The 25,074-nt window shown below is 35.2% G+C and carries 22 protein-coding genes; 11 read left to right on the forward strand and 11 right to left on the reverse strand.

The features are described 5' to 3' along the window. Window positions 1-357 precede the first annotated feature (357 nt). The gene (gene rpsA, locus Q0871_RS13115) at window positions 358-2,193 is read right to left on the reverse strand and encodes a 30S ribosomal protein S1 (RefSeq protein ID WP_299324386.1); all 1,836 of its coding nucleotides are present in this window, start codon (window positions 2,191-2,193) and stop codon (window positions 358-360) included. A 265-nt stretch (window positions 2,194-2,458) separates the two neighbouring features. Here rpsA and Q0871_RS13120 point away from each other — a divergent pair, with 265 nt between their 5' ends. Then, window positions 2,459-2,815 carry a LysM peptidoglycan-binding domain-containing protein gene (locus Q0871_RS13120; protein WP_299324391.1) on the forward strand — a complete coding sequence of 119 codons (357 nt, stop codon included), beginning with the start codon at window positions 2,459-2,461 and terminating at the stop codon, window positions 2,813-2,815. A 73-nt stretch (window positions 2,816-2,888) separates the two neighbouring features. On the opposite strand, the gene cmk is transcribed toward Q0871_RS13120, so the two are convergent. Continuing rightward, window positions 2,889-3,587, reverse strand: coding sequence for a (d)CMP kinase (cmk, locus tag Q0871_RS13125; protein ID WP_299324396.1), 699 nt, complete (start codon window positions 3,585-3,587; stop codon window positions 2,889-2,891). Between the two features lie 28 nt (window positions 3,588-3,615). Then, a complete protein-coding gene (gene lon / locus Q0871_RS13130; RefSeq protein WP_299324401.1) occupies window positions 3,616-6,066 on the reverse strand; it encodes an endopeptidase La in 2,451 nt (816 codons plus the stop codon). A 353-nt stretch (window positions 6,067-6,419) separates the two neighbouring features. On the opposite strand from lon, the gene Q0871_RS13135 reads away from it, so the two are divergent. The 4 genes from Q0871_RS13135 to Q0871_RS13150 are packed head-to-tail and all read left to right on the forward strand — an operon-like array spanning window position 6,420 to window position 9,366. Beyond that, window positions 6,420-6,974, forward strand: coding sequence for an RNA polymerase sigma factor (locus Q0871_RS13135; protein WP_299324406.1), 555 nt, complete (start codon window positions 6,420-6,422; stop codon window positions 6,972-6,974). Further along, window positions 6,974-7,537 (forward strand): hypothetical protein, encoded by a 564-nt coding sequence (locus tag Q0871_RS13140; protein ID WP_299324411.1) that lies wholly within the window; start codon window positions 6,974-6,976, stop codon window positions 7,535-7,537. Before Q0871_RS13135 ends, Q0871_RS13140 begins: the two co-directional genes overlap by 1 nt. Next, a complete protein-coding gene (locus tag Q0871_RS13145; protein ID WP_299324416.1) occupies window positions 7,518-8,609 on the forward strand; it encodes a hypothetical protein in 1,092 nt (363 codons plus the stop codon). Before Q0871_RS13140 ends, Q0871_RS13145 begins: the two co-directional genes overlap by 20 nt. Before the next feature lie 31 nt (window positions 8,610-8,640). Next, window positions 8,641-9,366: a head GIN domain-containing protein gene (locus Q0871_RS13150; RefSeq protein WP_299324420.1), complete on the forward strand. Its 726-nt coding sequence runs from the start codon at window positions 8,641-8,643 to the stop codon at window positions 9,364-9,366. A gap of 45 nt (window positions 9,367-9,411) precedes the next feature. Here Q0871_RS13150 and Q0871_RS13155 read toward each other — a convergent pair whose 3' ends face one another. From Q0871_RS13155 to glgB, 4 genes are all read right to left on the reverse strand, one after another. Continuing rightward, complete coding sequence (locus tag Q0871_RS13155; RefSeq protein WP_299324425.1) at window positions 9,412-10,752, reverse strand: MFS transporter; 1,341 nt, start codon at window positions 10,750-10,752, stop codon at window positions 9,412-9,414. A gap of 60 nt (window positions 10,753-10,812) precedes the next feature. Next, window positions 10,813-11,622, reverse strand: a complete 810-nt coding sequence (locus Q0871_RS13160) for a M48 family metallopeptidase (RefSeq protein WP_299324429.1) — start codon at window positions 11,620-11,622, stop codon at window positions 10,813-10,815. Between the two features lie 36 nt (window positions 11,623-11,658). Beyond that, window positions 11,659-14,061 carry a glycoside hydrolase family 31 protein gene (locus Q0871_RS13165; RefSeq protein WP_299324433.1) on the reverse strand — a complete coding sequence of 801 codons (2,403 nt, stop codon included), beginning with the start codon at window positions 14,059-14,061 and terminating at the stop codon, window positions 11,659-11,661. A gap of 79 nt (window positions 14,062-14,140) precedes the next feature. After that, a complete protein-coding gene (gene glgB, locus Q0871_RS13170; RefSeq protein ID WP_299324437.1) occupies window positions 14,141-16,036 on the reverse strand; it encodes a 1,4-alpha-glucan branching protein GlgB in 1,896 nt (631 codons plus the stop codon). Between the two features lie 173 nt (window positions 16,037-16,209). Here glgB and Q0871_RS13175 point away from each other — a divergent pair, with 173 nt between their 5' ends. From Q0871_RS13175 to Q0871_RS13190, 4 genes are all read left to right on the forward strand, one after another. Further along, the gene (locus tag Q0871_RS13175) at window positions 16,210-16,773 is read left to right on the forward strand and encodes a collagen-like protein (RefSeq protein ID WP_299324441.1); all 564 of its coding nucleotides are present in this window, start codon (window positions 16,210-16,212) and stop codon (window positions 16,771-16,773) included. A gap of 159 nt (window positions 16,774-16,932) precedes the next feature. Then, complete coding sequence (gene msrB / locus Q0871_RS13180) at window positions 16,933-17,430, forward strand: peptide-methionine (R)-S-oxide reductase MsrB (protein ID WP_299324446.1); 498 nt, start codon at window positions 16,933-16,935, stop codon at window positions 17,428-17,430. 198 nt (window positions 17,431-17,628) lie between these two features. Beyond that, window positions 17,629-19,020: a dihydrolipoyl dehydrogenase gene (lpdA, locus tag Q0871_RS13185; protein WP_299324451.1), complete on the forward strand. Its 1,392-nt coding sequence runs from the start codon at window positions 17,629-17,631 to the stop codon at window positions 19,018-19,020. Between the two features lie 21 nt (window positions 19,021-19,041). Continuing rightward, window positions 19,042-19,329 carry a DUF3817 domain-containing protein gene (locus Q0871_RS13190; protein ID WP_299324455.1) on the forward strand — a complete coding sequence of 96 codons (288 nt, stop codon included), beginning with the start codon at window positions 19,042-19,044 and terminating at the stop codon, window positions 19,327-19,329. A 119-nt stretch (window positions 19,330-19,448) separates the two neighbouring features. On the opposite strand, the gene aroQ is transcribed toward Q0871_RS13190, so the two are convergent. Both aroQ and Q0871_RS13200 read right to left on the reverse strand, forming a co-directional pair. Continuing rightward, window positions 19,449-19,865 carry a type II 3-dehydroquinate dehydratase gene (gene aroQ, locus Q0871_RS13195; RefSeq protein WP_299324460.1) on the reverse strand — a complete coding sequence of 139 codons (417 nt, stop codon included), beginning with the start codon at window positions 19,863-19,865 and terminating at the stop codon, window positions 19,449-19,451. A gap of 67 nt (window positions 19,866-19,932) precedes the next feature. Then, window positions 19,933-20,451, reverse strand: coding sequence for an outer membrane beta-barrel protein (locus Q0871_RS13200; RefSeq protein WP_299324464.1), 519 nt, complete (start codon window positions 20,449-20,451; stop codon window positions 19,933-19,935). A 187-nt stretch (window positions 20,452-20,638) separates the two neighbouring features. Between Q0871_RS13200 and xerD the strand changes: the two genes are divergently transcribed. After that, window positions 20,639-21,541 (forward strand): site-specific tyrosine recombinase XerD, encoded by a 903-nt coding sequence (xerD, locus tag Q0871_RS13205; RefSeq protein ID WP_299324469.1) that lies wholly within the window; start codon window positions 20,639-20,641, stop codon window positions 21,539-21,541. Window positions 21,542-21,667: 126 nt separating this feature from the next. On the opposite strand, the gene Q0871_RS13210 is transcribed toward xerD, so the two are convergent. Beyond that, complete coding sequence (locus Q0871_RS13210; RefSeq protein ID WP_299324473.1) at window positions 21,668-22,054, reverse strand: hypothetical protein; 387 nt, start codon at window positions 22,052-22,054, stop codon at window positions 21,668-21,670. A 136-nt stretch (window positions 22,055-22,190) separates the two neighbouring features. Further along, window positions 22,191-23,483: an NAD(P)/FAD-dependent oxidoreductase gene (locus tag Q0871_RS13215; RefSeq protein ID WP_299324477.1), complete on the reverse strand. Its 1,293-nt coding sequence runs from the start codon at window positions 23,481-23,483 to the stop codon at window positions 22,191-22,193. A 100-nt stretch (window positions 23,484-23,583) separates the two neighbouring features. Here Q0871_RS13215 and Q0871_RS13220 point away from each other — a divergent pair, with 100 nt between their 5' ends. After that, a complete protein-coding gene (locus tag Q0871_RS13220) occupies window positions 23,584-25,011 on the forward strand; it encodes an amidohydrolase (protein WP_299324481.1) in 1,428 nt (475 codons plus the stop codon). Window positions 25,012-25,074 lie beyond the last annotated feature (63 nt).

Here is a 25,074-nt window from a genome sequence, read left to right on the forward strand (position 1 = left end):
CAAGAAAATACCAAAACTTAGGATCTATCTAACTTTAAAATAATATAACTTCTAAAACCACATCGCCATTAACAAATCACTCTGTCAGTACCTTAAAAAAAATCAAAAAGAATAGACACAAAAAAGCTCGGACTAATAACCGGGCTTTTACTTTTGATACTTGCCTAAGATATATCCTATCAAACCAAGGCAAGAAAACACTAAAACTAACTATCTACCACTGAAGTAATTTATGAACATCTTCATTAGCAATTCATTTTATCAGCACTTAAAAGTGAAAATAATAGACACAAAAAAAGCCCGGATACATATCCGGGCTTTTACTTTTGACCCTTATAAAGGATCTATACTATGAAATTACTTCTTCTTAGAATCAGCTTCCATTTTGTCTTTCAACGCTTGTAGTGCATCGTTAGCATCACCTAAAGTAGGCTTAGCTTCATCTGCGCTAGCTGCTTGTCTTTTGACAGCTGCTTTTACATTACGTTGCTCTTCTTCACGGAAAATAGCAGTATGACTAGCTACTACACGTTTGAAGTCTTTATTGAACTCAATAATCTTGAATTCAGCTTCATCGCCTTTACTTAGTTTCTTACCATCTTCTTTCTCTAAATGACGTTGAGGAATGAATGCAGTAATATCTTCGTTAAATTCAATTGTTGCACCTTTATCAACTACATCAGAAATGGTTGCTGTATGAACTGTACCCAATGCGAATTCAGTTTCATATTTATCCCAAGGGTTTTCAGTAGTTTGTTTATGACCTAAGCTTAACTTACGACCATCAACATCTAATTCTAACACCTCAACCTCTAAAGTATCACCAACATTGGTAAACTCAGATGGATGCTTGATTTTCTTAGTCCAAGAAAGATCAGAGATATAAATTAAACCATCAATACCTTCTTCTAGCTCAACAAAAACACCAAAGTTTGTAAAGTTTCTTACAATACCTTTATGCTTAGAACCTACAGGGTATTTAGTAGTAATATCAGTCCAAGGATCTGGAGTCAATTGCTTGATACCAAGAGACATTTTACGATCTTCACGATCTAATGTCAATACAACTGCTTCAACCTCATCACCAACTTTTACGAAATCTTGTGCAGAACGCAAGTGCGTAGACCAAGACATTTCAGAAACGTGGATAAGACCTTCAACACCTTCAACAACTTCGATGAACGCGCCGTAATCAGCTATAACAACTACTTTACCTTTTACTTTATCACCAATCTTAATTTCATCAGATAAAGCTTCCCAAGGGTGCTTCTCTAATTGCTTAAGACCTAATTGTATTCTAGATTTGTTTTCGTCAAAATCAAGAATTACAACATTTAATTTCTGGTCCAGTTCAACAACCTCGTTCGGGTGGTTGATTCTGCTCCAAGAAAGGTCAGTAATGTGAACTAAACCATCAACACCACCAAGATCAATAAACACACCGTAAGAAGTAATGTTTTTAACAACACCTTCTAATACTTGTCCTTTTTCTAATTGGCTAATGATTTCTTTCTTCTGTTCTTCAATATCAGCTTCAATAAGGGCTTTATGAGAAACAACAACGTTTTTAAATTCGTGGTTGATTTTCACAACCTTAAATTCCATTGTTTTGTTAACATACTGATCGTAATCACGAATAGGCTTAACATCGATTTGAGAACCTGGTAAGAAAGCTTCAATACCAAATACGTCAACGATCATACCACCTTTAGTTCTGCACTTAACAAAACCACTAACGATTTCTTCTTTGTCATGAGCCGCGTTAACACGATCCCAAGCCATAATAGTTCTCGCCTTTCTGTGAGATAATACTAGTTGACCACTTTTATCCTCACGAATATCAATCAATACTTCTACCTTGTCACCAACTTTTAAACCTGGGTTGTAACGAAATTCGTTTAACGAAATTACACCTTCAGATTTTGCGTTGATATCAATAATAGCTTCTCTATCTGTGATATAAACTACCGTACCTTCTACTACTTCCTCATCGGCAGTATCTACAAAGTTTTCGGCAACTAATTCTTCAAACTCCTTTAATTTAGAATCATCAACACGCTCAATTCCTTGCTCGTATTTTTCCCAGTTAAAGTTTTCTAAGAATTCTTTTGGATCTTGCTGTGGAGTTTCAACAGCTTGTTGTGTTGCTTCGGTAGTAACTTCTACCTCTGCGTTTGTTTTTTCTTCAGCCATTTGCTGATTAATAATTTGTATTTCATAACCTTATCAAGACTTAGGCAACGACTATGAAAGTAGTTATATTTATTTGTTTATCTAATCCCTTTTTTTCTTGACTTCCTTGCAAAAAAGGTGTGCAAAAATAATCATTTTATTTAAATTAGACAACACAACTAAATATTACACGTTCATTTAAAGAATATGGCACGATTTTAGAGTTAAACATCTTAAATATGCTTATCTTAGAAGTATTATAATAACCATTAAAAAAAGTAAAATTATGAGTGTTAAGGCAAAATATCAAGGTCTTTTAGATCTTGGTGAGCAATTAGGTATAAAAGACGGCAATGTGACTGTTGAAGGTGATGTTCTTAAAATAAAAGGACAAGCAAAAACGCCTTATGAAAAAGACCTTATGTGGGATAAAATTAAGCAACTAGGTGGTGAAAGCCCTTCTGACATCAAAGCTAATATCTCAGTTGAAGATGATTCTGTATATCACAGACACGTTGTTAAAGGTGGTGAGTCTTTAAGTAAAATAGCAAAGCACTACTACGGTGATGCTATGCAATACAAAGCTATATTTGAAGCGAACACTGGTATCTTGAAAAGCCCAGATGTTATTCATCCAGATTAAGTATTGGTTATACCAAACAAATAGTATTGATACTATATAAATAAAAAGAGGTTAGCAGTGCTAACCTCTTTTTTTATGCTTGATGTTTTTCAATTACCCGAAGCGAATGTTCATATATTCTTTGAAACTGATCCTCTAGTCCTAAATCACTATTATCAAACTCAATAGCATCGTCTGCTCTCTTTAAAGGTGAAATTGCACGGTTACTATCTATATAATCTCGCTTTTCAACATTTTCAAGAATATCTGCATAAACCACATCTTCTCCCCTATCCAACAATTCTTTATATCTTCTTACCGCACGTTTCTCTGGTGAAGCCGTCATAAAAATTTTAAGATCAGCATCAGGAAATACTACAGTACCGATATCTCTACCGTCCATAACAAGACCTTTATCAATACCCATTGCTTGTTGCATGGCTACTAATTTTTCTCTAACAGCTGCTATAACCGAAACCTGACTCACATTTTTTGACACAGGCATAGTTCTTATTTCCTTCTCTACATTTTCACCATTCAAATACATTTCGGCATACCCTAAATCTGAATTAAAAATAAAATTCAATTCAATATCACCTAATGATTTCACCAATGCATCTTCATCAACTTCACCCGCTTCTACAAAACCTGACTTCATAGCAAATAGAGTAACTGCGCGATACATTGCACCTGTATCTACATAAACATATTCTAGCTTTTTAGCCAACTGCTTAGCTAAAGTGCTTTTTCCCGTAGAAGAGAATCCGTCAATTGCAATAGTGATTTTTTTCATTGTTCCAAAAATATAAAGAAAAGTTATACTATAGCTCCTTCGCGTTTTTTACTTTGACATCTGTAATTGCAATATCAATTACTTCAGACATTTCTTTTACATAGTGAAAAGTCAATCCTTTTAAATAAGACTCTTTGATTTCTTTGATATCACGCTCATTATCCGCACAAAGAATTATCTCTTTAATTTTCGCTCTTTTTGCAGCAAGAATCTTCTCTTTAATTCCGCCTACAGGTAACACTTTACCACGTAGCGTAATTTCCCCTGTCATTGCCAAGCTCTTTTTAATTCGCTTTTGAGTAAATAATGAAACCAACGATGTCAACATGGTTATACCTGCACTCGGTCCATCTTTTGGTGTTGCACCCTCAGGTACGTGAATATGTACATTGTACTTTTCAAAAACCGATGGATTAATTCCAAACCTTTCAGCGTTAGACTTTATGTACTCCATAGCAATGGTAGCTGATTCTTTCATCACCTTACCAAGGTTACCGGTAATACTCATAGTACCTTTACCTTTTGAAAGTATAGATTCAATAAACAAAATATCACCACCAACACTAGTCCACGCCAAACCTGTAACTACACCAGCAACCTCATTATTTTCATATTTATCACGCTCCATTTTTGGCGCGCCCAATACTTGTATAATAATTTCATTACTAACCTTTATCTCATACTCCTCTTCTGTAGCAATAGACTTAGCCGCGTAACGTACCATTTTGGCAATTTGCTTCTCTAGAGAACGTACGCCAGATTCACGGGTATACCCCTCAACAATTTTCTCTAGTTGTGGTTTCCCAATTTTTAAATGACCAGAATCTAAACCATGCTCAGTCAATTGTTTTGGTAACAAATGCTTTTTGGCAATTTCTACCTTCTCTTCAATAGTATAACCACTTACGTGAATAATTTCCATACGATCTCTTAGTGCTGGCTGAATACTACCTAAATTATTTGCTGTAGCTACAAACATCACTTTAGAAAGGTCATACCCTAACTCTAAAAAATTATCATGAAAATCACTATTCTGCTCAGGATCTAACACTTCTAACATTGCAGAAGATGGATCACCTTGATTGCTATTAGACAACTTATCTATTTCATCTAGTATAAAAACAGGATTTGAGGTACCTGCCTTTTTAAGACTTTGAATAATTCTACCTGGCATAGCACCAATGTAAGTTTTACGATGCCCTCTTATTTCAGCTTCATCACGTAAACCACCTAAAGACATTCTTACATATTCTCTACCTAATGCTTCTGCAATAGATTTACCTAAAGAAGTTTTACCAACTCCCGGAGGTCCGTACAGACATAAGATCGGAGATTTCATATCATTACGCAGTTTTAATACCGCTAAATATTCTATGATTCTTTTCTTTACATCTTCTAAACCATAATGGTCACGGTCTAATATTCTTTGGGCTCTTTTTAGATCGAATTTATCTTTCGAAAACTCCTTCCAAGGTAGATCTAGCATAAGATCCAAATAGTTTCTTTGAATAGAATATTCCGCTACCTGCGGATTCATTCGCTTCATTTTTGCTAGTTCTTTATCAAAATGCTCCTTAACTTTTTTTCCCCATTTTTTCTTTTTAGACTTGATTTTCATCTCCTCTAACTCCTCATCATAAGAAACACCACCCAATTCTTCTTGAATGGTTTTCATTTGCTGGTGTAAGAAATATTCTCTCTGCTGTTGATCTAAGTCATTTCTAACTTTAGACTGTATATCGTTCTTAAGCTCCAACTTTTGCATTTCAACATTCATATATTTCAATGTTGCCAATGCTCTTTCTTGCAAGCTACCAATCTCTAATAATTCTTGCTTTGCCTTAACATCTAAATTAAGATTAGAAGAAACAAAATTGATTAGAAAAGAATCGCTTTGAATATTTTTTATAGCAAAAGATGCCTCACTCGGAATGTTCGGATTATCTCTAATTATTTTTAAAGCCAATTCTTTGATCGATTCAATAATCGCCAAAAATTGTTTATCATTTTTTTTGGGTCTTATTTCTTCTGTCTCTCTAACTGTAGCCGTTAAGTATGGCTTTTTAGTCAAGATTTCAGCAACCTCAAAACGTTTTTTACCTTGAATGATAACCGTTGTATTACCATCGGGCATTTGAAGTACACGTAATATTTTAGCTACAGTACCCAAGGTATTGATATCCTGCACATCAGGATTTTCAGTTTCCTCATCTTTCTGAGAAACTACACCAATGACCTTAGAACCATTATTAGCATCCTTTATTAAGCGAATACTTTTATCTCTACCCGCAGTAATAGGAATTACCACACCAGGAAATAGCACTGTATTTCTTAAAGGCAATATCGGCAAGGTTTCTGGCAATGTCTCACTATTCATTTGCTCCTCATCTTCGGGGGTCAATAGTGGTATAAGCTCAGAATCTTGATCTATTCCTTGTAAAGACATATTGTCAAAATTTGAAAATTTAGAATCTCCCATACTCATATATCGGTCATTCTGTCATTAAACCAACAGAATTTTATTTTTATAAATTATACATAAATGCTGTAATAGCAATGAAAACTAAGCGAATGCAGCTTTTGTAGCTTCATTTGCATATAAGTATTTCAATTCTTGTGCCAAGAGAATTAATTCATTTAAAAATTAGATAGTATTAAAGAATACTACGTCAGCACTAGCCCATAAAGCATATGTAAAAACTTCTTTATAAATCAGATGCTAGCCTTAAAGTCGATAATCTAGAATATGAAGTGAAGAATATTTACATATAAATTTTACCAAACTGTAACAAACCGTAAATTGAGTCATCTTTCAATAAAACCAATCACTTTTTGAGCCAACAAAGAGAACATATTGATGAGCTAGTGCAATTGTGCATGGTCGGTAAACAGAGTGCACAGCTAGAAGTGTACAACAGGTATTACAAGGCTATGTTCAACACATCACTCAGAATCGTAAAAGACACTGCCCAAGCAGAAGACATTATGCAAGAATCGTTTCTAAGCGCATTTACGAAACTGCATACTTTTAAAGGGGAAGTAACTTTTGGATCTTGGTTGAAGCGCATTGTTATTAACAACAGCATACATCAATATAGAAAGCAACAGAAAAAGAATGAAGTTGCTTTAGATGAAGTATTGTACAAGGTCGAAGATAATGACGGAATTGCATCTGACCATGTGTTTACAGAACTAAAGGCTCAAAAAGTGATGGAAACCATGAAAGATTTAAAAGACAATTACAGAATTTCTTTGACCTTACATCTAATTGAAGGGTTTGATTATGATGAAATTAGCGAAATCATGAACATTAGTTACGCCAATTGCAGAACTACCGTTTCACGAGCTAAAGAAAGTCTTAGAAAAAAATTAATACTCGCAGTCTAATGAAGAAAGATACTATTGACGAGCTTTTTATTGAGCTACAGGACAAAATGGATTATGCGGAACCCACTACAGGGCACCAACAACGTTTTTTAGAAAAACTAAATGAATCAAAAGGCGTGGCTACACTTGCACCTAAGAAAAAGAATCCTTGGATGCTCTTTTTGTCTGTTGCAGCATCAATTGCTATTTTATTATCTGTAGGCATATTTCAACTTAATACTGCTAGTAGCATTGAAGATCAGGTTGCCGAAATTTCACCTGAAGCTTCTAAGACCCAATTTTATTTCGCCAATTTAATCGAAGAGCAAATCAACGAACTGAATTCTGAAAAATCACCAGAAACAGAAAAAATAATTAAAGACACCATGACCCAATTGAAAAAGCTTCAATTGAATTACACCAAAATGGAACAGGATCTTTTAAACGGTGGTAATAGTAAACTTATATTAAGTGCTATGATTACCAATTTCCAAACCAGAATAGACCTTTTAAGCGAGGTAATGATACAAATTGAAAATATTAAATCAATTAAAAAATCAAATGATGAAAACTATACTATATAAATATACCTGGCTACTATTATTAGCATTTACCACTGTAGCCGCTGCCAACGATACTGATTTTGATGGCAAGCATACTAGAGAAAAGACCATTAAAAAAGAATTTAATGTCAATGCTAATGCATTGCTAAAAATCAACAACTCATACGGTAATTTAAATATTACTTCTTGGAACGAGAATAGGGTCGTTATCGAAGTTCATATTAAAACCAATGGTAATAACGAAGAAAAGGTTCAGAAAAAACTAGATGAAATTTCAATTGATTTTGAAGCTAGTAGCGAACGTGTTTCTGCAGAAACTATTTTTAACAAAAGTAGTAATGGCTGGGGATGGAGCTGGGGAAACAATAACAATGTCAACATGCAGATCAACTACACCATTAAAGTTCCTGTAAAAAACAATGTTGACCTAAGTAATGATTACGGTAATATTAGCCTAGATAGAATTGATGGTCATGCCAGAATTAATTGTGACTACGGAAGGTTAGATTTAGGAGAACTAAGAGGTCGTAATAATCGTTTAAATTTCGACTACACCTCAAAATCTACAATTGGGTATATCAATAGTGGAGAAATAAGAGCCGACTACTCCGGATTTACAATTGAAAAAGCTGGTAATCTTGCAATAAATGCAGACTATACCAACGCTAGTATTGGCACTATGGACAACTTGGAATACACTAGTGATTACGGCAATATGGATATTGACGAATTAAAGAGTATTGATGGTAATGGTGATTATATTACTGTAAAATTAGGTACTGTACATGGTGATGTTTCCATTGTGGCGGACTATGGTTCTATTAGAATTGAAGAGCTTGCTGCTGATGCCGGCAATGTAAATATTAGAACAGATTATACCGGAATCAAAATAGGATACCATAGCGATTATCATTTCGATTTTGACATATCAACCAGTTATGCGGGTGTTAGTGGAAAAGATGACCTTACCATTAACATTAGTACAGAAAAATCTTCTAACAAGCACTACGAAGGGTTTTATGGCTCTAAAGGAAGTGGAAATAAAATGACGCTGTCAAGTGACTATGGCGGTATTAGTTTTACCAAAAAATAATCAATCAATCAATCAATTAAATATGAAAATCATGAAAAAATTAAGTTTATTAGTATGTGCAGGTTTTTTATCTCTTTCTTGTTCAGCACAATGGGGAAAAACCATAAAAGGAAACGGAAACAATGTAACCGTTGAAAGAAGTACTGGAGATTATGACGGAGTAGCAGTTTCTGGCTGGTTCGATGTAGATCTAGTTTCTGGCAGTGAAGGGGAAATTATTTTAGAAGGGGAAGAAAACCTTTTAGAATATATTATTACAGAAGTAAAAGATGGAAAACTAGTTATTAAAACTGAAAAGGGTGTCAATCTAAAATCAAGCAATTGGAAATCTGGAATTCATATTACCGTACCTGTAGAATCTATAAGTTCTGTGGCTATGTCTGGTTCTGGAGATATCGTTGGAAAGACAAAAATTAAAGCAGACAAATTCAGTACGGCCATGTCAGGATCTGGTGATATTACCTTAGATATTGATACGAGCTTTATTTCTGCTACAATGTCAGGATCCGGAGATATTTCATTAAGCGGTAGAACTACCGATTTTGAAGCTACAATTTCTGGTAGTGGCGATATTGAAGCGTATGGCCTTGAAGCTGATAATGTAGAAGCCACAGTTTCTGGTTCTGCAGATATACAAGTAACCGCAAACAAATCTATTAAAGCCCGTGTATCTGGCTCTGGAGATATCTCTTATAAAGGAAATCCAGAAAAAGTAAATACTAAAACTTCTGGTTCAGGCGACATTTCTAAAGGATAATATATAAAATCAAAATAGCGAACAATCAATTCAACGAAGCCTCTTTTATAGAGGCTTTTTTGATTCATCTACCCTAAATAACAATATAATACCGCCTAAAAAGAATACGAATAAAAACAAAATAGCATATCGCATATTACTTACCTGATCAATTATAGCAAAGAGCGCCATACCGATAACAATACCTATTTTCTCAGCAACGTCATAAAAACTAAAGTACGAGGTAGTGTCTTCTGTTTCTGGTAAGAATTTTGAATATGTAGATCTCCCTAAAGATTGAACACCTCCCATTACCAAACCTACAAAACCTGCAGCAATGTAAAATTGTATGGGTGTTACCATAAAGTAAGCGTAAACACATAGTAGCATCCAAATTGCATTAACTGCTATTAAGGTTTTAATATTTCCATATTTATCAGATGCCTTAGAGGTAATTATAGCACCAGCTATTGCAACCAATTGAATTACCAATACACTTATAATTAACCCTGTAGTTTTTTCACTTGCAGAAGCCCAAGCAATTTCCTTTTCTCCAAAATACACGGCAACCAACATAATTGTTTGGACAGCCATACTGAACACAAAAAAGGCATATAGGTATCGCTTTAGTCTTTCATTTTCTTTCAATTGACCCCAAACTACCTTTAGTTCTTTAAGACCCTTAAAGAGAGCGTCGCGAGTAATTTTGTGACCTTTACCTACACCTTTTGGTAACACATAAAATGTGTATTGACTAAAAAGCAACCACCATACCCCAACGGTTATAAATGATATTCTCATCGCTTCTACTTTAGCTGCGTTTAGGGTCTCTTCTGTTTCACCAATATCAAATCCAAACCATTCTGGTTTCATAACCATGGCTAAATTCAATAATAATAATAGAACACTCCCAAAATAACCTAGTGAAAATCCTTTTGCGCTAATACTATCTTGTTGATCTTCAAAAGCAATATCAGGTAAATACGAATTATAAAAAACTAGACTGCCCCAATACCCTATCAATCCCATAAAATAGAACAGAAGACTTAAATGAATTTGTTCTAAATCGAACCAATACAAACCCATACAGCCTATACTACCTGTATAGCAGAAAAACTTCATGAACATTTTCTTATTACCAACATAATCAGCAATGCCCGATAATACTGGTGACAAAAATGCAACAACAAGAAAGGTGAAAGCAGTAACTATTGAAATGAGCACAGTCTGTTTCATATCGAAACCGAATGCCGAAACCAACTCATCTTTGGAAGCAAAAAGTGATGAATAATAGATGGGAAAAATAGAAGAGGCTATAGTCAGTGTATACACTGAATTTGCCCAGTCATAAAAGGCCCAAGCGTTCAATAATTTTTTACTTCCTTTTGCAACTAGTGTCTTCCCCATATATAAAAATAAAAGCCGTTCATTTCTGAACGGCTTCAATATACAATAATCCTAAAGGTTTTAGTTAAATTTAGTTACTCCAAATTTAGCAGCTTCTGCTTCAGCATCTGGTGCCCAAGCTGTTAGATTATTTATTCTAGTATCATTTGAAGGGTGTGTACTCATGAATTCTGGTGGTGCTTCTCCTCCACTGTTTGCCTTCATACGTTTCCAAAGCTCTGCAGCTTCATAAGGATCGTAACCTGCAATAGCCATTATCTGTAAACCAATTCTATCTGCTTCAGTTTCGTGACTTCTACTAAATGGTAACATACCCAAGTACTGCGTACCTACACCGTAAGCCTGATTGAACAAGCCTAAGGTTTGTTGATTTTTAATTGCAACATTACCTGCAACAGCACCTACTTGTTGTAATGTACCTGCACTCATACGTTGTGCTCCATGGTCAGCCAATGCGTGAGCCACCTCATGACCCATTACTACCGCTACACCTGTTTCTGTTTGCGTAATTGGCAAAATACCTGTATAAAATACAATTTTACCTCCTGGCATACACCATGCATTTACAGTTTCATCTTTCACCAAGTTATACTCCCAAGCATAATCTTGTAAATAACCTGGATGACCGTTTGCAGTTAACCAACGTTCCGCAGCAGAAGAAATACGCTGACCCACCCTAGTAATCATTTGGGCATCTGTTGTACCAGTAACAACGTTATTCTCAGTTAAAAAGGTATCATATTGCGCAAATGCAGATGGGAATACCTGACTGTTTGGATAAAAATTCAATGTTTTTTGACCCGTAAACGGGTTTACTTTACAAGCTGAAATGCCTATAAATACAAATACTATTAATACTAATTTTCTCATATTGTTAATTTTAGTTAATGGTAATAAACTACAAAGTTATTGTTTTCCTGATAAATGCAATAGCGTAAAGTTTTTGTCTATTCGCAAATCATTGTTTTCGTTAACCGCTATACTATCTAGATCTATTTTTTCATTATCTATCATAACGTCCTCAATTCCAAAAGGAAGACCATGAAAATTAAGCTTTATCATCTCATACTCAGTATCAAAAGTTCCATCTTTAAATAACTGAATGGTCAATGAATTTTCTTTACCTGTCAACTTATAATTACTCAACGAATACCGCCCTTTCTTATAATCATACCCATCGTCTGAATCTTCATATACCTCAGATGCTTCTGTACCTTCTTTGTAATAAACTTCTAAAACCAATTCTTCAATTCTTTTTTCTCCAACGTATTGTTGAATAGGATACTTCGGAATTATTGATCCGGCTTTTACAAAAATTGGAAGCATATCAATTTCTGCCGCGACCCATTTTTCTTTACCTCCTATTACATGTTCGTTGGTCCAAAAATCATACCAATCTCCTCTAGGTATATACATTCTACGCCCTTGTGCATTGGGTTCTTGTATAGGGCAAACCAATATTTTTTCTCCAAAAATAAACTCATCAGTTCTAAAATGTGTCTGATTATCTTCTTGATCATAGAACACTAAAGACTGAATCATAGGTATATTCTCTTTCGTATATTTATAGAACATGGTGTATAAATACGGTAACAGTTGATAGCGTAGATTTATGAACTTTCTAACGATATCTGTTATCTCAGAACCAAATGACCATGGCTCTTGATCACCATGATCTCCACTTGAATGTACTCTACAAAATGGATGAAAAATTCCTAATTGTACCCATCTGGCAAATAACTCGCCATCTGGTTGTTCGGCAAATCCTCCAATATCAGAACCTACAAAAGAATAGCCACTTAAACACATGCGCTGTACCTGTACGTTGGCTATCCATAAATGCTCCCAAGTAGCTACATTATCGCCTGTCCAAGTAGAAGAATATCGTTGTGTACCTGCAAATGCCGCTCTTGTTATTACAAATGGTCGTTTTGGATATACATATTTCTTAACACCTTCATAGGTTGCCCGTACCATTTGCATACCATAAACATTGTGTGCTTTTCGGTGTGTACATGGGTGTCCGTCGTAATTATGACGAGTGTCTAAAGGTGCCGTTTTTGTTGGAACTTCCATTACTGCCGGTTCGTTCATATCATTCCAAACGGCATGAACTCCTAATTCTGACATAAATTCTTTGTACAATTCCGCCCACCATTCTCGAACTAGAGGATTGGTAAAATCTGGAAAATTACATTCCCCAGGCCATACCTTACCATGCATTAAAGGACCATCTCCCCTTTTACAGAAATAATCGTTTTCTAATGCTTCATTATATATCCAATAATCACGATCCACTTTTATACCTGGATCAATCATTACTACAGTCTTGAAGCCGTCTTCTTCCAGTTCAGAAATCATTCTCTTTGGATCAGGAAAATGCTCTTTATCCCAAGTAAAACACCTAAAACCATCCATATAATCTATATCTAAATAGATTGCATCACAAGGTATTTGTAATCTCCTAAATTCGCTGGTAATATCTTTTACATTACTTTCTGGATAATAACTCCATTTAGATTGATGAAAGCCTAATGCCCACATTGGCGGTAATTCAGGCGTACCGGTAAGACTTGAATATGAGCTAACTACTTTTGACATATCTGGTCCGAAAATGAAGTAATAATTCATTTCACCACCATCTGCCCAAAAGCTTGTTATATTTCTTCGCTCTTGTGAAAAATCGAAACCTGTTCTAAAACTATTGTCAAAATAAATGCCGTAAGCCTTGCCTTTATTTAAACCAACGTAAAATGGTATTGCCTTGTAAAGCGGGTCTTGCTCTTTTGCAAAAGCAAATTGATCTGTTACCCAATTTTCTACTCTTTTACCCTTAAGGTTACTATGCATGGCTTTATCGCCCATGCCATAAAAACTCTCCCCAGACTGGGTTATTTTACTCAATTTTACAGTGTTTCCACCATATTCATAGTTTTCTTCCCAATGAAAACCTAATTCGTCTTCACTAATGATGTTTCCCTTTAAATCTGAAATTTGTGTACGTAATGTCTTTTTATCTACCAGAATGCTTAATCTCGCAGTTGCTACTATATACTCTGTATCGTTCTCTACAATTTCTAATTTACTGTAACCCATGGTTGCATCTGGGTCAATGGCGTATGAGAAATCTGGTTCAAAATTATAGTTGGTAGCATATCTAAAACGAATAATGCTACCTCTTAGTATTGTTATTTGTAAAACAACACCGTTGTCTGTAGTGAAATATAATTTATCTGAGTCTTGTGAAAATTCAACGATATGGTTTGGGTATAAATTACCTTTATACTCAAGCTCTGTATTTGTGATCATGAACTTATAAATTAAAAAATATCAATTATTACTATCAAAGAAATTCTTTAAAGTAGACTAAAACGAAAACTACTTCAAATTATTTCAGTATTACTATACCTAAAGGAGGAATAGTAATTTCTATGGACTTTTTATGCCCGTGAGCCGGTTTGGTAGACGCTTTTATTTTACTATTTAAATTTCCGCCGCCACCATATTTGGCATCATCACTATTTAAAACTTCTATTAATTTTCCTTTTTTAGGATTACCAATTCTATAATTCTCTCTAGGCACAGGCGTAAAATTACACGCTATAATTAAATCGTTCTTTTCATCATGACCCTTACGTACGTATGTCAATACAGAATTTTCGTGATCGCCATAATCTATCCATTGAAAACCTTCTGGACTAAATTGCTTTTCATATAATGCCGGTGCGCTTTTGTATAGATGATTTAAATCTTTTACAAAGTCTTGAATTCCTTTATGACCATCATACTGCAATAAATGCCAATCTAAACTTTGCTCAAAATTCCACTCTGCGGTTTGACCAAATTCACCACCCATAAACATTAATTTGGTACCTGGGTGGGTAAACATATACCCGAACAACAATCTTAAATTTGCAAACCGCTGCCATTCATCACCTGGCATTCTATATACTAATGACTGCTTGCCATACACTACCTCATCATGTGAAAAAGGCAACATAAAATTCTCGGTAAAAGCATAGGTCATACTAAATGTTAGATCATTCTGGTGGTGCTTTCTATAAATTGGTTCTTTTTGAAAAAACTGTAATGTATCGTGCATCCAGCCCATCATCCATTTCATACCAAAACCTAAGCCACCATGTTCAACTGGTTTTGAAACCCCTGAAAATGCTGTAGATTCTTCAGCAATAGTCTGTACACCGTCGAAACTAGAATATACCGCCTCATTCAATTCACGAATAAAAGATATAGCTTCTAAATTCTCATTATTACCATAAATATTTGGCTCCCACTCACCATCTTCTCTAGAATAATCTAAATATAACATAGATGCAACTGCATCTACACGAAGACCATCTACATGAAATTGGTCTAACCAAAATATGGCATTACTTATAAGGAATGCTTTTACCTCATTTCTACCATAATTAAATATCAAACTCTTCCAATCGGTATGGTAGCCTTTTCTTCTATCTGGGTGTTCATATAAATTAGAACCATCAAAGAAGCCAAGACCATGTGCATCTTCTGGAAAATGAGAAGGTACCCAGTCTAAAATTACCCCTATATCGTTTTGATGGAAAGCGTCTACTAAAAACTTGAATTCTTCAGGAGAACCAAATCTTGATGTTGGCGCAAAATAACCTGTTAATTGATACCCCCAAGAAGGATCATAAGGGTACTCCATGATCGGCATAAATTCTACATGGGTATACCCCATTTCTTTTACATAGTTTACAAGATCTATTGCAAACTCTTTATAGGTTAAAAACTTATTCTCTGAATTTTTCTTCCATGACCCTAAATGCACTTCATAAACAGAATAGGGTCTATCTAATCCGTTTTTATCTTTTCGATAACCCATCCAAGCATCATCTTTCCAATTGTGCTCTGCTGTCCATACTATAGATGCAGTATTTGGTGGGTGCTCACAGTACCGAGCAAATGGGTCTGCTTTCTCTGTCCAAATATCATTGTTGTTAGACTGTATCTTATACTTATAGACTTCGCCTTTACCTATATTAGGAATAAAACCTTCCCAAATACCGCTAGAATCCCAACGAACATTCAACTTATGGTCATCTGAATCCCAAGAATTAAAATTACCAACTACCGATACAGATTTTGCAGAAGGTGCCCAAACTGCAAAGTATGTACCCGCTACACCGTCAACTTCTACCAAATGAGAACCTAACTTTTCATATAGACGATAATGCTTTCCACCTTTAAAAAGATCAATATCAAAATCGGTAAATAATGAGTGTACTTTTACGTTTGGCATATAATTGGTTTATTTGGGTAAAGCTAATCATCTTTTAAAGACGTTCGACTCTATTTATTTTTTGTTAATAATATAGCAGTTAATATCCGATTTAAATATCTAAATACCAAAAATGGAACGCTTTTTGAAACAACTATTCAAAATTTAAACGTAAAACGAATAATTATAACATTATGAAAAAACTGAATTTATTTTTAGGCGCACTTGTAACTATATTTTTTATTTCATGTGAAGGACCACAAGGACCTCAAGGATTTGATGGATTTGATGGTGCAGACGGATTTGATGGTGCAGACGGAATCAACATCTTGGGGCAAGTAGTAGATATTGAAGGAACCTTTACCTTAGATAATGATTATTCTATATTTTATGAATTCCCACAAACAATTGAAGTCTTTGAAACCGATGTTGTTCTTGTTTACATGCTTTGGGATGTAACCGAAGATAGTAATGGTGAACTAGTTGATATTTGGAGATTGATGCCACAAACACGAATTTTAGACCAAGGCTTACTTCAATACAATTTTGACTATACTTTTTTAGATGTTAATATTTTCTTGGAATCAGATTTTGATTTATCAACCCTAGCTGCAGGTGATACTGACAATCAATTTTTTAGAATTGCGATTTTACCTGCAGAATCTACTACAGGCAAATTAGATACATCAAACATCAATTCTGTAATGGCACATTTGGGCATTACAGAAGATAGCATACAGAAAACAACAATAGAATAATACCCATATATAGTTGACCTATTTAAGTCAGAGCCCTTGATTTATTATCAGGGGCTTTTTTATATTTTTTTTAAAACCTTAATGCAAAAACTTTCGTAAATAAAATACATTGATAAGGAATACATTAATTTATCGACTGAACTAAAAAAAATCGAAGAAATGAAAATTAATATTGTAATTGCACTATTGGTACTTTTTGTAAGCTGTAAAGGCACTTCTCAAGAAAAAGAGATGACTACCAGCATAAAGACCAACGAGAAAAAAGAATTCGCGGTTCAAAAAACAAATAGCGAATGGAAAAAGGAGTTGACCGATTCTGAATATTATGTACTAAGAGAAGCTGCCACTGAAAACCCGTTTACGAGCGAGTTATTAAAGAATAAAGAAAAAGGAACTTACGTTTGTGCTGCATGCTCCACTCCCTTATTTAAAAGTTATACCAAATTTGATTCTGGTACAGGGTGGCCTAGTTTCTATGAAGAAATTGAAGGCAACGTTGCTTATGACGTAGATTACAAAATTGGCTACAAAAGAACCGAAGAGCATTGTGCTACCTGTGGCGGACATTTAGGTCATGTTTTTGAAGACGGACCAGACCCAACCGGTTTGCGCCACTGCGTTAACGGTGTTGCACTTAATTTTGTCCCGACCGAATAAACTTTTTAATTAGAATTTATAATAACAGGGGGTCTAAATAGACCTCCTGTTTGTTTCTATAACATTCATATTAAACCAACTAGAAACTTTTCTAAATATCACAATTTCATATTAAAGGTCATATTTTAAAAACCTGCGAGCAATCTCAATTAGGTTTTGTATTTTTGCTCCTCAATTAAAACTACAAAAATTCAGAATATGAGCACTTTCGATATTATTGTTTTAGGTAGTGGTCCCGGTGGATATGTAACCGCTATTAGGGCTGCACAATTAGGTTTTAAGACCGCCGTTATTGAAAAAGAAAGTTTAGGCGGCGTTTGCTTAAATTGGGGTTGTATACCTACCAAAGCTTTGTTGAAATCTGCGCAAGTATTTGAATACTTGAAACATGCAGAAGATTACGGTTTAAAAATCAAAGGTGCCGATAAGGATTTTGATGCTGTAGTAAAAAGAAGCCGTGGCGTTGCTGAAGGAATGAGCAAAGGTGTTCAATTCTTAATGAAAAAGAATAAAATTGAAGTTATTAAAGGTTACGGTACCTTAAAAGCAGGAAAGAAAGTTTCTGTTAAAACTGAAGACGGTTCTACTACTGAATACAGCGCAAACAATATTATCATTGCAACAGGCGCGAGAAGTCGCGAACTACCTAGCCTACCACAAGATGGTAAGAAAATTATTGGGTACAGACAGGCAATGACCTTAAAAAAACAACCTAAGAAAATGATTGTCGTTGGTAGTGGCGCAATTGGTATCGAATTCGCTTACTTCTACAACTCTATGGGAACTGAAGTTACCGTAGTTGAATATTTACCGAACATTGTACCTGTTGAAGACGAAGATATTTCTAAGCAATTAGAAAGAAGTTTCAAAAAAGCGGGAGTTAAGATTATGACCTCTGCAGAAGTTACTTCTGTAGACACTTCTGGCGACGGAGTTAAAGCTACCGTAAAAACAGCAAAAGGAGAAAAAGTTCTTGAAGCTGATATCGTATTGTCTGCGGTTGGTATTAAAACTAATATTGAAAATATAGGATTAGAAGATGTTGGTATCGCTACCGACAGAGATAAGATTTTGGTAAATGATTATTACCAAACGAACATACCTGGTTATTATGCAATTGGTGATGTTACACCAGGTCCAGCACTTGCTCACGTTGCGTCTGCAGAAGGTATTTTGTGTGTTGAAAAATTAGCAGAAATGCATGTTGAGCCATTAGATTATGGTAATATACCAGGTTGTACATACTGTTCTCCTGAAATTGCTTCTGTTGGTTTAACTGAAAAACAAGCTAGAGAAAAAGGTATCGATATTAAGGTTGGTAAATTTCCTTTCTCTGCAAGTGGTAAAGCACAAGCTTCTGGTGCATCTGAAGGATTCGTTAAAGTTATATACGATGCCAAATACGGGGAATGGCTAGGTTGCCATATGATCGGTGCAGGTGTTACAGATATGATTGCTGAAGCAGTTCTTGGTCGTAAACTAGAAACTACCGGGCATGAAGTATTAAAAGCTATTCACCCACATCCAACTATGAGCGAAGCTGTTATGGAAGCAACCGCAGCAGCTTATGACGAGGTAATCCACTTATAATTAATTAGAATATAGTATAGCATGTTAAAATTATTTCGAGCAACGGCAATTTTAGAAGGTATCTCCTATTTGGCGTTGTTCGGAGTAACCATGCCTTTAAAATATTGGGCAGAAATACCAGAACCAAATAAATTAGTTGGCTACGCTCATGGTTTCTTGTTCATCGCCTTTATAGCTCTTACACTTATAGTAGGCTTTAAGCACAAATGGAGCTTTAAAAAAGTCTTTATTTTTGGTATAGCCTCCCTTCTACCCTTTGCTACATTTTACGTAGAAGAGAAATACTTAAGACCTGAAGATAACGCTTAAGGCTCATTTCCCTTTTAACCAAGACTTATATATATAAGAAACTATTAAAATGGCTCTAATGGTTCATTTTAAAAGGTATAGAAGTAAGCACTAAAAGTGCCTTTTAAATAATACGCTACTTAAAATAAAAAACTCTCGATAGCGAGATCATAGCTTTTTAAACCAAAACCAAGTATTACACCACTTGCTGCTGGCGATATGTAAGATATATGCCTGAATTCTTCGCGCTGGTGTGTATTAGAAATATGCACTTCTATTACGGGAGTTTCTACCGCTTTTACAGCATCACCAATACCCACAGAAGTATGTGTATAAGCTGCTGCATTGAGCACAATACCATCATATGAAAAGCCTGTCTCTTGAATTTTAGAAATTAGTTCACCCTCAATATTCGATTGAAAATATTCTAATTCAACATCTTTAAATTTGAATTGTAATTTTGAAAAGTAATCCTCAAAAGTTTCAGAACCGTATACTTCTGGCTCCCTTTTTCCTAACAAATTTAAGTTGGGACCATTTATAATGATAATCTTCATATATCAAAAATAACGAATGTTATTGTACAATGAATTAGAAATATCAGAAGTAAATTAAAGTATTTCTTTAGCGACGAGTTCTATATTTAGGCTCAAAATTGTAAACGATACCCAAGGTAACCGTAGACCATGTAGTTTCTTCAATATCAATACCTGTATAAGAAAAATTGACTTCTACACTTGAACTCATTAAATAAGCAATTGTAGGTCTGTAATATAAACCACCCTCATTACCATCATTAATACCCATAGCATAGCCAATATTCCCGCCAAATGAGAAATAATTTGATGTCCAAAAACGAACGCCTGCAGACAATGGTAAAAACTGAACAGCTTCTTGCTCTTCTCTAATAATTGTTGTTTGAAAGGTTTCTGCAAAACCATGAATATAACCTACTGCAGGTCCAACATCAACCACTTCACCTAGCGGATACATGTATGAGAAATCTGCTCCTAGTACAATACTTACCGCTTCATTATAATCATCTAGAGGAATACCTCCTTGTATACCGAATTTGAAGCCTTCTTGGGCAAATACTCCGGTTGAAAGACATAAGGCAAATAATAAAATGAAATACTTATTCATGGTTTGTTCGGTTTGTTTTCTTCAAAAATAAAGGTAAGACTAAGCTTACAGGCATCTTTGTTGTGAATACCATGAAAGTAGTGGTACAGCTAAGTTTTAGATAGGTCATGTTATTTAAAAAATTAAAATAGGCTCCCTATTATTACATTATCACATACTCAATTAATGTATTCTTTATCTTTAAACCATGAATTGGAAACATGCGTTAAAGGATTACACGGTATATCTTAAGCTTGAACGAGGGTTATCAAAAAACTCTATACAGAGCTATACTATGGATATCGAGAAATTGATGTCTTTTCTTGATGCCAATACCATTAACACAAGCCCTATAATTATAGACAAAAACACTGTTCAACAATTCATATATGAAATTGCCAAAGTTGTAAACCCTCGATCCCAAGCTCGAATTATATCGGGACTCAAAAGTTTTTTTAACTATTTAATTTTTGAAGATTACCGAAAAGATAATCCGCTGGATTTAATAGAATCGCCAAAAATCGGGCGCAAATTACCAGATACACTTTCTGAAAACGAAATAGACAAATTAATCGGCGCTATTGATTTAAGCTCAGCCGAAGGAGAACGCAACAGGGCTATGCTTGAAACTTTATATGGTTGCGGACTAAGAGTTTCTGAACTAATCGGATTAAAAATATCTGATCTGTTTTTTGAGGAAGATTTTATAAAGGTAACCGGCAAAGGAGACAAACAACGCTTTGTACCCATTAGCCCTGTAAACAAGAAATACATTGATATTTATAGAAATGAAATTAGAGTTCATTTAAAAATTCAAGAAGGTTTTCAAGACATTCTATTTCTTAACCGACGTGGAAAGCAACTTACCAGAGCCATGATTTTCACTATCGTAAAAAACTTAGCGGTAATAATAGGGTTGCAGAAAAGTATAAGTCCGCATACCTTCAGACATTCTTTCGCTACTCACCTTCTTGAAAATGGTGCAGATTTACGATCTATACAACTAATGCTTGGACACGAGAGTATTACTACAACAGAAATTTACATGCACGTAGATAGGTCTCACTTAGCTGAAGTTATGAATACGTATCACCCTAGAAAAGATCATTAAAATTTCCACTTACTACCAATAGTATATACCGAAGACATAGTTACTTGGGTTTCTCCAAAAGCACCGATGGTCGATTTATTTAATTGAACATTACTTTTTAATTCAATCATAAAATTTTCGCTAACGTCATAACCAGTACCTGCCACAAAACCAAGACGATATGGCACTTCCAACAGTTCTTTTTTTTTCAGTTGCTACTTCAACTTCTAGACCTGACAACAAATATAATTTCTCATTTAAATAAAACTTACCCAATAAACTAGATCTGGATCTTTCGCTCAAAATATAGGTGTCATAAAATCCTTGAAGCTCTAATTGTATTCCACTGGTAATTCCATACTGTACCATAAAAAATTTATGTACATCACCAAATGCAGAAACAGGGTATGCATGCCCTGAAATTGATATTCCAGTTAATGATGAAGGCAGATTTGTTACCGGCTCGTCTTCTGTAGTTTGACCTTTCGACACTATTACAAACAAGAACAGAAAACTAAGTACAAGTATTTTCATCGGTTGGGCATCTTAAATTGTTGAGCATAAATTCCTACAAAAGATATTTTAAAAATCAATGCCACAGAAATACTTAGCAAAACTTTAACTGCCAACTATTTAGAAAGTCTCTCTTAAAATATGAAATACAGTTTCACTAATCTTTAAACTGGCTGTAATCTCTTTTAAACGGGCGAATGATCAAACGTGCCTCCCTATCAAATCGAATGTAGTTGTATACCCAATTGATAAATACTACCATTCTATTTCTAAAACCGATTAAGAAAAACAGGTGTACGAACATCCAAACGAACCAAGCAAAAATGCCCTGAAATCTGATTTTTTTAATATCACAGACCGCTTTATTTCTACCAATAGTTGCCATGCTACCTTTATCATTATAGACAAATGGCTTCATGGGCTTGTTTTCCAATAAATTTACTAAGTTTTTACCCAGTAGTTTACCTTGCTGTATTGCAGGTTGTGCTACCATTGGGTGTCCACGAGGGTTATCTTCGGTAGCCATGCACGCAATATCGCCAATAGCAAATATTTCTGGATGACCTATTACCTGATTGAATTCATTGACATTTATTCTATTACCACCAGCAATTACGCCTTCAGCATCTAAACCTTTAATACCAGCACCTTTTACCCCTGCTGCCCAAACTACAGTAGCTGCATCGAATTTTAAATCTGTTTTTGTTGTAACTGTCTTACCATTATACCCGGTTACCCGAACTCCCTTCCAAACCTGAACTCCTAACTTTTCTAAGAAATCTTCAGCCTTTTTTGATGCTTGCGCACTAAAACCTGGCAGTAAACAATCACCACCTTGTACAATATTTATCTGTGCTCTTCTTGTATCTAAATCTGGGTAATCTTTTGGTAAAATACCTTTCTTTATTTCTGCTAAAGCACCAGACAGCTCAACCCCTGTTGGTCCGCCACCTACAATCACAAAATTCATCAAAGCATCTCTTTCATGATAATCATCTGTAAGAAGTGCTTGTTCAAAATTCTCTAAAATTAAACTACGAAGATTTAATGATTGCGGAATCGATTTCATAGACATCGCGTTCTTTTCTATCTCCTCATTTCCAAAGAAATTAGTTTCAGAACCTGTTGCGACCACTAAATAGTCAAAACTTAAATCACCAATATTTGTATTCAACTTTTTGCCGGCAGTATCTATACGCTCTACTTCTGCTAAACGGAAATAAAAATTATCATACCCTATTAATACTTTTCGAAGTGGGTATGCTATAGAATCTGGTTCAAGACCACCGGTAGATACTTGATATAATAAGGGCTGAAAAGTATGGTAATTGTTCTTATCGATAAGAACAACCTGTACTTCTTGCTTACTTAATTTTTTAGCTAGAGAGACTCCGCCAAAACCACCACCTATTATTACAATTCTAGGATAGCTCGAAAGTGGTATGTTCATAGTATAAGTACTTAAATGCGAAATTAAACAAATGGATTTCTACTTTAAAATAATAATGTGTTTTTAGTATCTTTAAGGTCTAACTCAAACAAACACCACAATGCATAAAACCCTTATTTTATTGGCAGTACTCGGTACTTCCTTTTATTCGATGAATGCTCAAAAGAGCGAAAAAGACATTATTAAAAATTTAGAGCAAAAAAGTGCCGATTACGGAATTATAGCTCAAAATATTTGGGAATTCGCAGAAATGGGCTATCAAGAAGAACAAAGTTCTGGTCTTCTGCAACAGACATTACAAGATGCTGGTTTCACCATTAAAAAAGGTGTTGCAGGCATACCAACAGCTTTCATTGCAGAATATGGTAGTGGTAGCCCGGTAATTGCTATTATGGGGGAATACGATGCTTTACCTGGTCTTTCTCAAAAAGCAGTAGGTGAGAAGGAATCGGCTGGCGCAGCTGCAGGTCACGCATGCGGACACCATTTATTCGGGACCGCTTCTACAGCTGCTGCCATTTCAACAAAAGAATGGTTAGAGGCAAACAAATCTAAAGGTACAATTCGTTTTTACGGTACCCCTGCAGAAGAAGGAGGTTCTGGTAAAGTTTATATGGTTCGTGAAGGACTTTTTAATGATGTTGATGTTGCCTTACACTGGCACCCAGGAGCTCAAAATGCTGCGAGCGCTGGCGCGGCCTTAGCAAATAAATCGGCTAAATTTAGATTTCATGGTATTTCTGCACATGCAGCTGCTTCGCCAGACAAAGGTCGTTCTGCTTTAGATGGTGTTGAAGCTATGGATATGATGATCAATATGATGCGTGAGCACATACCTCAAGAAGCCAGAATTCATTATGTAATTACAGATGGTGGTAAAGCACCGAACGTTATTCCTGATTTTGCAGAAGTGTATTACTATGCTCGCCATAATAGACGCGACGTCGTTATTGAAATTTTTGACCGTATGGTAAAAGCTGCCGAAGGTGCTGCTTTAGGTACAGGTACAACGATGGATTATGAAATGATAGGTGGTACGCATGAGTTACTACCAAATCTTACTTTACAGAAAGTGATGCATGAAAACCTATCTGAAGTTGGCGGAATGGAATATACTGCAGAAGAAAAGGCTTTTGCCGATAAAATTGCAAAAACATTAGGTCAAGAAAAAGCAGATCTTGCTACTGCAAAAAATGTACAACCGTACAAGACCGAAGCTAAAGCATTTGGTTCTACCGATGTTGGCGATGTTAGTTTCACCGTACCAACAGTTGGTTTTAGCACTGCTACTTGGGTGCCAGGTACACCGGCGCATAGCTGGCAGGCAGTTGCCGCGGGCGGTACTTCTATTGGTAATAAAGGGATGATGATTGCTGCAAAAACATTAACAATGACTGCAATAGATTTATTCAAGGATAAAAAACTTATTGAAACTGCAAAGAAAGAATTCATTGAAAAAAGAGGTGCAGATTTTAAATACATTCCTCTATTAGGGGATAGAGCACCTGCTTTAGATTATAGAAAATAGTCATAGATTACTATAGATTAAAAAGTGCCAAATAATACTTTGGCACTTTTTTTTATGTATTTG

The sequence above is a fragment of the uncultured Maribacter sp. genome, assembly GCF_947500985.1.
Classification (GTDB): domain Bacteria; phylum Bacteroidota; class Bacteroidia; order Flavobacteriales; family Flavobacteriaceae; genus Maribacter.

Excerpts from the sequence above, each read along its gene's own strand:
- msrB (WP_299324446.1), top strand. The coding sequence starts at position 16,933 with ATGAAAATTAATATTGTAATTGCACTATTGGTACTTTTTGTAAGCTGT.
- lpdA (WP_299324451.1), top strand. The coding sequence starts at position 17,629 with ATGAGCACTTTCGATATTATTGTTTTAGGTAGTGGTCCCGGTGGATAT.
- Q0871_RS13120 (WP_299324391.1), top strand. The coding sequence starts at position 2,459 with ATGAGTGTTAAGGCAAAATATCAAGGTCTTTTAGATCTTGGTGAGCAA.
- xerD (WP_299324469.1), top strand. The coding sequence starts at position 20,639 with ATGAATTGGAAACATGCGTTAAAGGATTACACGGTATATCTTAAGCTT.
- Q0871_RS13215 (WP_299324477.1), bottom strand. The coding sequence starts at position 23,483 with ATGAACATACCACTTTCGAGCTATCCTAGAATTGTAATAATAGGTGGT.
- Q0871_RS13150 (WP_299324420.1), top strand. The coding sequence starts at position 8,641 with ATGAAAAAATTAAGTTTATTAGTATGTGCAGGTTTTTTATCTCTTTCT.
- Q0871_RS13220 (WP_299324481.1), top strand. The coding sequence starts at position 23,584 with ATGCATAAAACCCTTATTTTATTGGCAGTACTCGGTACTTCCTTTTAT.
- Q0871_RS13210 (WP_299324473.1), bottom strand. The coding sequence starts at position 22,054 with ATGAAAATACTTGTACTTAGTTTTCTGTTCTTGTTTGTAATAGTGTCG.
- cmk (WP_299324396.1), bottom strand. The coding sequence starts at position 3,587 with ATGAAAAAAATCACTATTGCAATTGACGGATTCTCTTCTACGGGAAAA.
- Q0871_RS13200 (WP_299324464.1), bottom strand. The coding sequence starts at position 20,451 with ATGAATAAGTATTTCATTTTATTATTTGCCTTATGTCTTTCAACCGGA.
- Q0871_RS13140 (WP_299324411.1), top strand. The coding sequence starts at position 6,974 with ATGAAGAAAGATACTATTGACGAGCTTTTTATTGAGCTACAGGACAAA.
- aroQ (WP_299324460.1), bottom strand. The coding sequence starts at position 19,865 with ATGAAGATTATCATTATAAATGGTCCCAACTTAAATTTGTTAGGAAAA.
- Q0871_RS13190 (WP_299324455.1), top strand. The coding sequence starts at position 19,042 with ATGTTAAAATTATTTCGAGCAACGGCAATTTTAGAAGGTATCTCCTAT.
- glgB (WP_299324437.1), bottom strand. The coding sequence starts at position 16,036 with ATGCCAAACGTAAAAGTACACTCATTATTTACCGATTTTGATATTGAT.
- lon (WP_299324401.1), bottom strand. The coding sequence starts at position 6,066 with ATGGGAGATTCTAAATTTTCAAATTTTGACAATATGTCTTTACAAGGA.
- Q0871_RS13165 (WP_299324433.1), bottom strand. The coding sequence starts at position 14,061 with ATGATCACAAATACAGAGCTTGAGTATAAAGGTAATTTATACCCAAAC.
- Q0871_RS13155 (WP_299324425.1), bottom strand. The coding sequence starts at position 10,752 with ATGGGGAAGACACTAGTTGCAAAAGGAAGTAAAAAATTATTGAACGCT.
- Q0871_RS13160 (WP_299324429.1), bottom strand. The coding sequence starts at position 11,622 with ATGAGAAAATTAGTATTAATAGTATTTGTATTTATAGGCATTTCAGCT.
- rpsA (WP_299324386.1), bottom strand. The coding sequence starts at position 2,193 with ATGGCTGAAGAAAAAACAAACGCAGAGGTAGAAGTTACTACCGAAGCA.
- Q0871_RS13145 (WP_299324416.1), top strand. The coding sequence starts at position 7,518 with ATGAAAACTATACTATATAAATATACCTGGCTACTATTATTAGCATTT.
- Q0871_RS13175 (WP_299324441.1), top strand. The coding sequence starts at position 16,210 with ATGAAAAAACTGAATTTATTTTTAGGCGCACTTGTAACTATATTTTTT.